The organism is Betaproteobacteria bacterium (assembly GCA_009377585.1).
Classification (GTDB): Bacteria; Pseudomonadota; Gammaproteobacteria; order Burkholderiales; family WYBJ01; genus WYBJ01.
In genome coordinates this window covers 37,022-47,783 of the sequence record WHTS01000040.1, presented here as the reverse complement: position 1 = coordinate 47,783, position 10,762 = coordinate 37,022, and the positions used below count along the sequence as shown (strand labels likewise).

Annotated in this window: 10 protein-coding genes; 6 read left to right on the top strand and 4 right to left on the bottom strand. The window is 69.2% G+C overall.

Annotation, left to right across the window (positions count from 1 at the left end; all coding sequences use genetic code 11):
* Window positions 1–88: 88 nt before the first annotated feature.
* From GEV05_14445 to GEV05_14435, 3 genes are all read right to left on the bottom strand, one after another.
* Window positions 89–1,147 (bottom strand): tripartite tricarboxylate transporter substrate binding protein, encoded by a 1,059-nt coding sequence (locus GEV05_14445; protein ID MPZ44570.1) that lies wholly within the window; start codon window positions 1,145–1,147, stop codon window positions 89–91.
* Between the two features lie 66 nt (window positions 1,148–1,213).
* Complete coding sequence (locus GEV05_14440) at window positions 1,214–2,221, bottom strand: hypothetical protein (protein ID MPZ44569.1); 1,008 nt, start codon at window positions 2,219–2,221, stop codon at window positions 1,214–1,216.
* 30 nt (window positions 2,222–2,251) lie between these two features.
* Window positions 2,252–2,704 carry a heme-binding protein gene (locus tag GEV05_14435; GenBank protein ID MPZ44568.1) on the bottom strand — a complete coding sequence of 151 codons (453 nt, stop codon included), beginning with the start codon at window positions 2,702–2,704 and terminating at the stop codon, window positions 2,252–2,254.
* A gap of 212 nt (window positions 2,705–2,916) precedes the next feature.
* On the opposite strand from GEV05_14435, the gene GEV05_14430 reads away from it, so the two are divergent.
* The 6 genes from GEV05_14430 to GEV05_14405 are packed head-to-tail and all read left to right on the top strand — an operon-like array spanning window position 2,917 to window position 9,987.
* Window positions 2,917–3,606, top strand: a complete 690-nt coding sequence (locus tag GEV05_14430) for a DUF1956 domain-containing protein (GenBank protein MPZ44567.1) — start codon at window positions 2,917–2,919, stop codon at window positions 3,604–3,606.
* Window positions 3,603–4,610 (top strand): secretion protein HlyD, encoded by a 1,008-nt coding sequence (gene hlyD / locus GEV05_14425; protein MPZ44566.1) that lies wholly within the window; start codon window positions 3,603–3,605, stop codon window positions 4,608–4,610. Before GEV05_14430 ends, hlyD begins: the two co-directional genes overlap by 4 nt.
* Window positions 4,585–6,333, top strand: a complete 1,749-nt coding sequence (locus GEV05_14420) for an ATP-binding cassette domain-containing protein (protein MPZ44565.1) — start codon at window positions 4,585–4,587, stop codon at window positions 6,331–6,333. The genes hlyD and GEV05_14420 overlap by 26 nt, the downstream gene beginning before the upstream one ends.
* The gene (locus GEV05_14415) at window positions 6,330–7,457 is read left to right on the top strand and encodes an ABC transporter permease subunit (protein MPZ44564.1); all 1,128 of its coding nucleotides are present in this window, start codon (window positions 6,330–6,332) and stop codon (window positions 7,455–7,457) included. Before GEV05_14420 ends, GEV05_14415 begins: the two co-directional genes overlap by 4 nt.
* Complete coding sequence (locus GEV05_14410) at window positions 7,457–8,560, top strand: ABC transporter permease subunit (GenBank protein MPZ44563.1); 1,104 nt, start codon at window positions 7,457–7,459, stop codon at window positions 8,558–8,560. Before GEV05_14415 ends, GEV05_14410 begins: the two co-directional genes overlap by 1 nt.
* Window positions 8,561–8,565: 5 nt before the next feature.
* Window positions 8,566–9,987 carry an efflux transporter outer membrane subunit gene (locus GEV05_14405; protein ID MPZ44562.1) on the top strand — a complete coding sequence of 474 codons (1,422 nt, stop codon included), beginning with the start codon at window positions 8,566–8,568 and terminating at the stop codon, window positions 9,985–9,987.
* Between the two features lie 12 nt (window positions 9,988–9,999).
* Here GEV05_14405 and GEV05_14400 read toward each other — a convergent pair whose 3' ends face one another.
* Complete coding sequence (locus tag GEV05_14400; GenBank protein ID MPZ44561.1) at window positions 10,000–10,749, bottom strand: alpha/beta fold hydrolase; 750 nt, start codon at window positions 10,747–10,749, stop codon at window positions 10,000–10,002.
* Window positions 10,750–10,762: the final 13 nt, after the last annotated feature.

Below are 10,762 nucleotides of genomic sequence, written 5' to 3'. Positions count from 1 at the left end.
TCAAGTGAGCGAGAGACAACACGCGCGGCGTCGTGTTCACGGGGTTGGTTATCGCCCGCCACTTCTTCAATGGGGTGGCTATCGCCCCCTACTTCTTCACCCCGATCGCCTGCATGATGCGCGCGAGCTGAGCGTCCTCACGGGCGATCAGCTCACCGAACGCCTGCGCGCCCAGAAACGCCGGACGCACATAGAGCTTCTGCGTGCCTTGGGCGAATTCGGGACTCTCGACCGTCCGGCGGATCGCAGTCTCCAGCACGGCAACGTGGGCCGACGCAACGCCCTTGGGCACCGCGATGCCGCGCCACGCCTCCAGCGACACGTCGTATCCCAGCTCGCGCGCCGTCGGCACGTCGGGCAGCCCGGGGTCGCGGGCCGAGGTCAGCGACGCAATGGCGCGAAGTTTTCCGGCTTGCATGTGCGCTGCGACCGCGGCCGGCAGCGTGACGACGGCGTCGACGTGCCCGCCCAGCACGTTGGTGATCACCTGCGCCGCGCTGTACGGAACGTCGAGGACATCGATGTCGGCGGCACGGGCGAACGCGGCCGACGAGATATGGGTATGGCTGCCGACCCCAGAGTTGGCGATGGTGACCTTGCCGGGCTGCTTCTTCGCCTCGGCGATGAAATCCGCCAGCGTCTTCCAGCGCGGCTCGATGCGCACCACGAGCAGCGGCGACTCGACCAGCGCGCGCGCCACCGGATCGAACGCCTTGTAATCGAACGGGAGCTGCCCGGAATGATACGTCGTCGAAATGGAATTGGAGTTCCAGACCAGCGAATAGCCGTCGGGCTTCTGCGCGGCCGCATGCCGGTAACCGACTGCGCCACCGGCGCCCGGGCGATTCACGACCACGATGTTCGCGCCCGTGTGCTTGGCGATGCCTTGCGCCAGCAACCGGGCGGTGATGTCGGCCGAGGTGCCCCCGGGGAAGAGCACCGTGAGCTCGATGTTGCCGCGCTTGGGATAAGCGGGCTCCTGCGCGATCGCCGTTGCGGAGAGCACGCCGAGCGAAACCGCAATCACTGCTGCGACCCTTACCTCTCTCATACGGCCTCCTCCGAACGATGAAGCAGTCGACGCCCTTGTCACGCCCAACCCCGCCATGCATGCGTCATCATGCGAGCGGGACTTCGAAGCCGTCATTCCCGCGCAAGCGGAAATCCAGGGGAAGCTTCGCGCTCCGGCCCATCGTGCGCGAGGACGACGCGATCAATCGTTCGCCAGCACCTCCTCCACCGTCACCCGCCGTCCCTCGCGCGCCGAGCGGATGCCGGCTCGCAGCACGGCGAGCGATCGCGTCCCCGCCTCGCCGTCCATTTCGGGTCGGCCCTCGCCACGAACGGCCGCGGCGAATTCCTCCAACTCCTCCATGATCGCGTCGTTCTTCGCGCAGCCGACCGGCTCCGCCCGGTTCGTCCCGCGCTTGAGGAAGCGCAAACCCTGATGCAGATCGTAGTACGCGCTCGCCTCCTTGCCGTACACGTTCATCAGGTAATACTCGGACGCCGAGGCATAACTCGCATTGAGCGTGGAGAGCGCGCCGTTCTCGTGCTCGAGCACGAGGCTCGCCACATCGGGGTTGTCTCCGGGCAGCACGAGCTGCCCGAGCCGGCCGCTCACGGCGACGATCGGCCCGAGGAGATACTCCAGGACATCGGTATAGTGGATGCCGATCTGCAGCATGACCCCGCCCGGCATGCCGGCGGCGGTGTAGCGCCACGAGCTCGCATCGAACTGGCCCAGCCGGTCCCGGCTGATGTTGGCCTCGGCATTGACCAGGCGGCCGAATTCGCCGGCGTCGATCCGTTCGCGCACCCAGCGAAAGTGGCTTTCCTTGCGCCGCTGGTAGCCGAGCGCCAGTATCACTCCGGCCCTTCGGCAGGCAACGGTCAGCGCCCGTGCATCCGACACCGTGTTCGCGATCGGCTTGTCGAGGAAGACATGCTTGCGGGCGGCGGCGGCCGCGGCCGTGGTTTCGAGATGAACGTTGTTCGGCGTGGTGTTGACGATCGCTTCGATGGCGCCGTCTTGCAGCATGGCCTCGTAGCTCGGCGCGGGGCGGCAGCGGTACTTGCGCGCGAACGCCTCGCGCTTGTCCTGCGAGCGGGTGAAGCAGGCCACGATCTCGAGCTTGCCGGAGCGCACGATGGCATCGGCCAGTACGTCCGACCACCAGCCCATGCCGATGCAACCGACCCGCAACGGTTCCTGCGCCATCCTGCCCCCCGAGCGCTACTCCGAGCGCTACTATTTGCCGTCGAACACCAACGTCGCGCCGATCGCCTCCAGCGCGAGCCGCGCCAGAGCGTCGTCGAATTCCCAGGTGCCACCGCTCACTCCGATGCCTCCAATGCACTCCCCATCGACGATGATCGGGTAGCCGCCCTCGGTCGCGGTCCAACGTTCCGGGCCGGCCGCCAGCGCGAGCCCCAGCGCGTGCACGGTGTCGAGGTCCTGGCCCTGTGCGCCCCGGGCCGAGGTCGGCCGCCGGTTGGAGGCGGCGCAGACCGCCTTGGTGGTGGAGGAATGGACGGTATGGAAGCGGCCGCCGTCCATGCGCTCGAGCAGGATCATGTGCCCGCCGGCATCGACGATCGCAGCGGAAATGGGAACGTGCGCGGCTTCGGCCTTGGCCATGGCGGCGGCCATCATCCTGCGTGCGCCCGCAAGCGTCAGACGCTTCGCATTCTCGACGTACATGGCATGCGCTCCTTCGTAGACCGCGCCCCGAACAGTGCTGCCGCCATCATAATCCACGGCCCGGGCAGCGCAGGGCCATGACGGATAGCTGTGCCGCAAGCTGTCCGACGCAGCGCCGATGAAGGCGTCGGGCGGCCGGCGCGGCGAACAGCAAGCGTCTCCCCAACGGCGTTGCAGCGTTCTCCATACCGTGGCCGAGTCGGCAGGTTGACATGTTCGTTCGAACGAACTATAACGCCGCCATGCGTTCCGAGCTCCCGAGATCGGTCAACGAGCGGCTCCTGGAAACGGCCATCGAGCAGTTCGGCCGCAAGGGGCGCGAAGCGGCGAGCACCCGCTTGATCGCCACTGCGGCCGGCACGGCAATGTCGTCGATCACCTATCACTACGGCGGCAAGGAAGGCCTGTACCTCGCCGCCGCACGCCATATCGCCAAGGAACAGATGGAGGCGGGCTTGGCCGGCGCCCTGGAGAAGGCCGCCCTGGCGCCGGATGCCACGCCCACGCAGGCACTCGAGGGCATCTACGCCCTTGCCGAAGGCATGCTCGCGATGCTGCTCGACCCGCGCTGCGCCGCCTGGGCGCGCTTTATCGTGCGCGAGCAGATGGAGCCGACCGCGGCCTTCGAAATCCTCTACGAGGCCGTGATCGAGAAGGTCGCGGGCCGCCTGGTCGGTCTCATCGAACGTGTCGGCCAGGGGCGCTGGAGCGCGGAAGAAGCACGGCTCAAGGCGGTGACGCTGTTCGGCCAGATTCTCGTCTTTCGCGTCGCCTGCGAGACGGTCGCGCGCGTGACCGGCTGGAAGGAGATCGATTCCGAGCGCGCGGCCCGGATCGCGCTGGTCGTGCGCGCGAACTGCCGCGCCATCCTCGAAACCGATACCTCCGAGGAGGACGGATGAAGCACCGCCTGATCGTCGTGGCCATCGTGCTCGCATTGGCGCTGACCGCGGCCGTACTCACCCGCGGCTTCGGTCTGTGGGCGCGCGATGAGCCGGCCGTGCTCACGCTGTACGGCAACGTCGACATCCGCTCGGTGGACCTGGGCTTTCGCATCGGCGGACGGATCGCGCAGATGCCCGTCGAGGAGGGCGCCAGGGTGGACCAAGGCGCCGTCCTCGCGCGCCTCGATACGCAGCCGCTGAACGATGCGCTCAACGCCGCCGAGGCGCAGGTTCTGGCGGCAGCCGCGGAACTGCGCAAGCGCCGCAACGGCAACCGTCCGCAGGACATCGCGCAGTCACAGGCCGTCGTTGCCGAGCGCCGTGCTGCGCTCGCGAAGGCCGGCGAGGAGCACGAGCGCCGTGCGCAGCTGGTCAAGACCGGCGCGGTGAGCCAGGCCGTGTTCGAAACGAGCCAGGCGCAATATCTCGCCGCCCAGGCCCAGCTCGAAGCTGCGCTGCAGGCCCTCTCGCTGCAGCGCGCGGGCGCGCGGGCCGAGGACATCGACGCAGCCGCCGCGCAGCACGCGGGCGCCATCGCCCGCCGCGACAAGGCGCACACCGACCTCGCGGACGCCACGCTGCTTGCCCCGTCGGCGGGCATCATTCTCACCCGCGCGCGCGAGCCGGGCGCGATCGTGCAGCCGGGCGCGACGGTATTCACGCTCACGATCGACCGGCCGATGCGCATCCGCGCCTATATCGGCGAGCCCGATCTGGGCCGCATCTCTCCCGGGATGACGGTCGAGGTGAGAAGCGACGGCAATCCGAAGATCTATCCCGGCAGCATCGGCTTCATTTCGCCGACGGCGGAGTTCACGCCGAAGTCGGTACAGACCGAGGACCTTCGCACCGACCTGGTCTATCGCCTGCGGATCATCGTGACCGAGCCCGACGACGCGCTGCGCCAGGGGCAGCCGGTCACCATCGGCGTTCCGGATGCACGTCCCGCCGCAGGGCGTTGAAGCGCCCGCGCCCGTCGCCAGCGCACGCGCCGTGACCAAGCGCTTCGCGAAGGGCGCGCCGGCTGCCCTCGACGGCGTCGACATCGACATCGTGCCCGGGCGCATGACGGGCGTCGTCGGCCCGGATGGCGCCGGCAAGACCACGCTCATCCGCCTGCTTGCCGGCCTGCTCGATGCCGATGCGGGCGCGGTCGAGGTGCTGGGCGAGCCCGCCACCTACTGCGACCGCTCGCAGATCGGCTACATGCCGCAGCGCTTCGGTCTCTACGAGGACCTGTCCGTCATGGAGAACCTTTCGCTCTATGCGGACCTGCGCGGGCTGCCGCGCAGCGAGCGCGCGTCCACCTTCGAGCGCCTGCTCGACTTCACCGCGCTCGCTCCCTTCCACGACCGGCTGGCGGGCAAGCTCTCCGGGGGCATGAAGCAGAAGCTGGGGCTCGCCTGCGCACTGGTCAACACGCCGAAAGTCCTGCTGCTCGACGAGCCCAGCGTCGGAGTCGATCCCGTCTCCCGGCGCGAGCTCTGGACCATGGTCACCGCCCTGGTGCGCGAAGGCATCGGCGCGCTCTGGTCCACAGCGTACCTGGACGAGGCCGAGCGCTGCGATACCGTGTTCCTGCTCAGCGAAGGCAGGCTCCTCTACCGCGGCGATCCGGCCGAGCTGGCGAGCCGGGTGGCGGGTCGGACGTATCTCCTGTTCACGGACGTCGGGGCCCGGCGCTCGCTGCTCGAGCGCGCGCTCGACCGCGACGAGATCTCCGACGGCATCGTGCAGGGGGCGTCGCTGCGGCTCGTCATCAAGCCGGGAGCCTCGCCGCCAACGCCCGAGACGCTGCAGGCCGCTCCAGGCAGCCGCATGGAAGCCGTCGCCCCGCGCTTCGAGGATGCCTTCGTCGACATCCTCGGCGGCGGGCCGCCCGGAACGAGCCCGCTCGCGAGCAGCTATCGCGCGATCGCGCAAAGCACCGAGCCGGCGATCGTGGCGCAGGGCCTCACGAAGCGCTTCGGCGAGTTCACCGCCGCGCGCGACATCACGTTCTCGATCCCGCGCGGACAGATCTTCGGCCTGCTCGGACCCAACGGCGCAGGCAAGTCCACCACCTTCAAGATGCTGTGCGGACTGCTGACCCCGAGCGCGGGCACGGGGCGCGTCGCCGGCCACGACCTTCGCATCGCACGCGCCGACGCACGCCAGTCGCTCGGCTACATGGCGCAGAAGTTCTCGCTCTATGGCGATCTCAGCGTGCGCCAGAACCTCGACTTCTTCGCCGGCGCCTACGGCCTCGCGGGCGCGGCGCAGCGCCAAGCCATCGAGCGCGTGGTCGCGGTCTTCCATCTCGAGGACCAGCTTCGCACGAACAGCGGGATGCTGCCGCTCGGCCTGAAGCAGCGCCTCGCGCTCGCCTGCGCGGTGATGCACCAGCCGCCGGTGCTCTTCCTCGACGAACCGACCTCGGGCGTCGATCCCATCATGCGGCGCGAGTTCTGGACGCACATCAACGGGCTGGTCGAGCGCGGCGTCACGGTGCTGGTCACGACGCACTTCATGGACGAGGCGGAATATTGCGACCGCATCGCGCTCATCTACCGCTCGGCGCAGGTGGCGCTCGGGACGCCCGACGAGCTCAAAGCCCAGGTCGCACGCCAGACCGGGGTCGAAGATCCGACGCTCGAAGACGCCTTCGTCGCGCTGGTCGGGCAGTTCGACGAGGCGGCCGAATGAGCCGCGCTCTCGCGCCTCGCCGCCTGCGCGCGCTGCTGGTAAAGGAGACGCTGCAGATCGTGCGCGATCCTTCGACCTTCCTGATCGCGCTGGTGCTGCCCGTCATCCTGCTGTTCCTGTTCGGCTACGGCGTGTCGCTCGACACCAGCCGCACGCGCATCGGGCTCGCCCTGCAGGACGGCAGTGCGCCGGCGCGCAGCCTCGCCACCGCGTTCGAACGCTCGCACTGGTTCGAGGTGACGGGACGGCGCGACGTGGCGGGCCTGAAGGGCGAGCTCATCGGCGGGCGCATCCGCGCCATCATCGTGATCCCGGCCGAGTTCGGCCGGCAGCTCGCAGGCGGCGAAAGCGCGCCGATTCAGGTCATCACCGACGGATCGCTGCCCAACACGGCGGCGTTCGTGGCGGCCTATGCAGAGGGGGTGCGCGCCAACTGGGCGGCCGGGCTCGCCGCCGAGCACGGCGTGCAGGCAGGCCCGCGGCTCGCGCTGGCGCAGCGCTTCTGGTTCAACCCCGAGCTCGCGAGCCGATATTTCCTGCTGCCGGGCGCGATCGCCATCGTCATGACCATGATCGGCACGCTGCTCACCGCGCTCGTGGTTGCGCGTGAATGGGAGCGTGGCACGCTGGAAGCGATGATGGCCACCCCGGTCGCCTTGGCCGAGTTCCTCGCCGCCAAGGTCATTCCCTATTTCGTGCTCGCGCTCGGCTCGATGACGTTGTGCACGCTCATCGCGGTGTTCGCGTTCGGCGTTCCTTTCCGCGGCTCGCCGCTCGCGTTGGCTGCGATCGCCTCGGCATTCCTGATTCCGGCCCTGGGGCAGGGCCTGCTCATCTCGGCCGTGACGAAGAACCAGTTCGTCGCGAGCCAGGTCGCGCTGCTGAGCGCATTTCTGCCCGCGATGATGCTGTCCGGCTTCCTGTTCGAGATCGATTCGATGCCGCGAATCATCCAGCTCATCACGTACGCCGTCCCTGCGCGATACCTGATTCCGCCGCTGCAGACGGTGTTCGTCGCCGGCGATCTGTGGGACCTTTTCCTGCGCAACATCGCCATCCTGCTGGGCTTCGGCGCGCTCTTCTTCGCCCTCGCCGCCCGCGCCACGCACCGGAGGGTGGCCTGATGTGGCGGCGCCTGCGCGCGATGGTCGTGAAGGAGCTGTGGGCCGCGGTGCGCGATCCGCGCGCGCGCCTGATCCTGGTCGGGCCGCCGCTCATTCAGCTCTTCGTGCTCGGCTTCGCCACGACGCTCGAAGTGAAAAACGTCGACATCGGCGTCTACGACCGCGACGGCGGCGCATGGAGCCACGAATATGTCCAGCGCCTCGCCGGCAGCACCGTGGTGCGCCGCCTGGTGCGCATCGATTCGCGCGCGGCGCTGCGAGCGGCCATCGACGATCAGAAGGTCATCGCGGTGGTCGCGTTCGATGCGCGCTTCAGCGCAGATGCCGCCGCAGGCCGCCCCGCCGTCATCCAGGCCATCTTCGACGGCCGCCGCTCCAATGCCGCGCAGATCGTGTCGAGCTACCTCGAGCGCATCGCGGCGGAAATGAGCGTGCAGCTGGCGCCGGCGCGTACGCCGCCACGCGCCGAGCTCGTGGTCACGAACTGGTTCAACCCCAATCTCGACTACCTGTGGTTCACGATGCCGGGGCTGGTGGTGATCATCACCACGGTGCTCGGGCTGGGGCTCACCGCGCAGTCGGTGGCGCGCGAGCGCGAGCTGGGGACGTTCGATCAGGTCATGGTGTCGCCGCTTCGCGGGCACGAGATCCTGATCGGCAAGATGGTGCCACCTGTCCTGGTCGGCGTCTTCAACGCCACCCTGTACACGCTGCTCATCCACTATGTCTTCGGCGTGCCGCTGACGGGGTCGGTGCCTGTCTTCTACCTGGCGCTGGTCGCCTACCTGGCTGCGCTGGTCGGGGTCGGCATGCTGGTGTCGTCGCTGTCGCAGACGCAGCAGCAGGCGTTTCTCGGCATGTTCCTGGTCGCCGTGCCCGCGACACTGCTCTCCGGCTACGCGAGCCCGGTCGACAACATGCCGGGCTGGCTGCAGACGATCGCATTGGCCAATCCGGCACGCCATTTTCTGGTCGTGAGCGAAGGCGTGTTCCTCAAGGCGATGCCGGCCGCAGAGATCCTCGCCAACACATGGCCGCTGGCGCTGATCGCCCTGGTCACGTTGACGGCCGCCGCCCTGCTCTTTCGGGCGCGCATGGAGTGAAGCCCATGATCCTGCTGCGCCGATTGCCTGCGCTTCTCACACTGACTCTGTGCGCCTGCGTCGCGGGCCCGGATTACGTCAAGCCGGCCGACCCGGTCGCGACCGGCGCCTGGCTCACGTCCGCGCCAGCCGGCGACGTGGACATCGCATGGTGGCGCCGGTTCGATGATCCGTTGCTGGCCGAACTGGTGCAGGCGGCTGCGAAGCGCAATCTCGACGTGCGTGAAGCGGCGGCGAGACTGCTCGAGGCGCGCGCCAATCGCGACGCGATCGCCGGGGGCGCGCGCCCGCAGGTCGACGCGACCGCAGCCGCCTCGCGCAACCAGCTGAGCGAGAACGGCCAGCTGCCGCTGGGCCGGATCCCGGCGCTGGAGCGCCGCTTCACTTTGTTCGATGCCGGCTTCGATGCAAGCTGGGAGATCGATTTCTGGGGTCGCAATGTGCGCGCGATCGAAGCAGCCGATGCGCGCATCGGCGCCGCCGAATCGATGCGCAGCGCCGCGCTCATGCAGGTCATCGCCGAGCTGGTGCGCAGCTACGTCGATCTACGGGCTGCCCAGGCGCGATTGCGCAGCACGCGCGCCGACGCGCAGGCGCGTGAGGCGGTCGCCCGGCTCGTCGGCGAGCGCCACCGCTTCGGGGAGGCCGCGCGCTTCGATGCGCTGCGCGCCGACGCGCAGGCGAAGAGCGTGCGCGCGGCGATCGCCGGGATCGAGGCACAGGCGCATGCCGCGGCTTATCGCATCGCGCTGCTTACCGGGCAGCCGCCCGAGGCGCTTTCGCGCCGTCTGCTCTACGACGCTGCGCTGCCCGCGGCGCCGGAAGCGGTCTCGGCCGGCCTGCGCTCCGAGCTCCTGCGCCGCCGCCCGGACATCCGCCGGGCCGAACGCGAGCTGGCAGCGGCGACTGCGGACGTCGGGACGGCGACGGCGGATCTCTTTCCGCGCGTAGCGCTGCTCGGCTCGATCGGGCAGCAGGCGCGCACCGGCGGGGATCTCGTGGACACCGGCAGCACGCGCTTTTCGTTCGGCCCGAGCCTGTATTGGCCGTTGTTCGATGGCGGGCGTATTCGCGCCCGCATTCGCGCGGCCGACGCGCAGGCGGAAGCGGCCGCGCTACGCTACGAGCGTGCGGTGCTCGGCGCGCTCAACGACAGCGAGACGGCGCTCAACCAGCTCGATTCCGAGCGACGGACGCGGGAAGACACGGAGGCGGCGCGGCGGCAGTCGGCCGATGCCCTGGACCTCGCGCGGCAACGCTACCAGGCCGGCGAGGACGACCTCATCGCGCTGCTGCAGGCGCAATCCGCGTACAGCGCCGCCGAGCGCGCCAGCGTCGATGCGCGAGCGAACGAGCTGCAGGCGCTGGTTGCGCTATACAAGGCGCTTGGTGGCGGCTGGGAGCGCTTCGAGCCGCACCTGCCCTGATCGGCGCCGGCATTACAGTTCGCCCACGAACGCCTCGATCAGTGCATTGAACCGCTGCGGCTCGTCGACGAAGAGCGCGTGACCGGCTTGCTCGAAGACTTCGATGCGCGTGCCTGGCCGGTTGCGCCGGAGATTTTCCGCCTGCGCGGCGAACTGGGGCGTCACCACGTAAAGCAGCGGCTTGCGGAAGGCCCAGGCGACATCGCGCCAGTATTCGCGCGGCTTCGGGTACGAAAGCAGATCGATGCTCGCCTGCAACGGCAGCCGCAAGGCGCCCTCGATCAGGCTGCGAATCTCTTCGGGCGGGCGTGGGCTTCGGAAGATCGCGTGCGCGAACGAGTCCACTGCCTTGGCGCGATCGCCCTTCAGCGCCGCAGTGAAGTTGCCCGCGGCGGGCGGCGGCTGTTCGCCGACCGAGCTGTCGACCAGTACGAGCCCCGCTACGCGATCATCGCCGTGCGCCTGCACGTAGTGCAGGCATTCGAGCGCACCCAGCGACCAGCCGATCAGCACGACTTTCGGATAGCGGGCGACGAACTCCGCGATGTCGCGCGTGCGCCGCTCGAGCGTGTAGCCGTCCGCCGGGATCTCGGAGCGCCCCTGGCCCCGGGGATCGAGCGCGGCGCTCCGATAGCGCGTCCCGAGCGCCAGCAACTGGGCGCCCCAGATCGAAGCCGGCATCGACCATCCGGGAACGAAGGCGAGCACCGGTGCGTCGCCCGGAACGCCCTGCGGCGAGACTTCCAGCACGTGCAGGCGCACGCCGTCGGAGGCG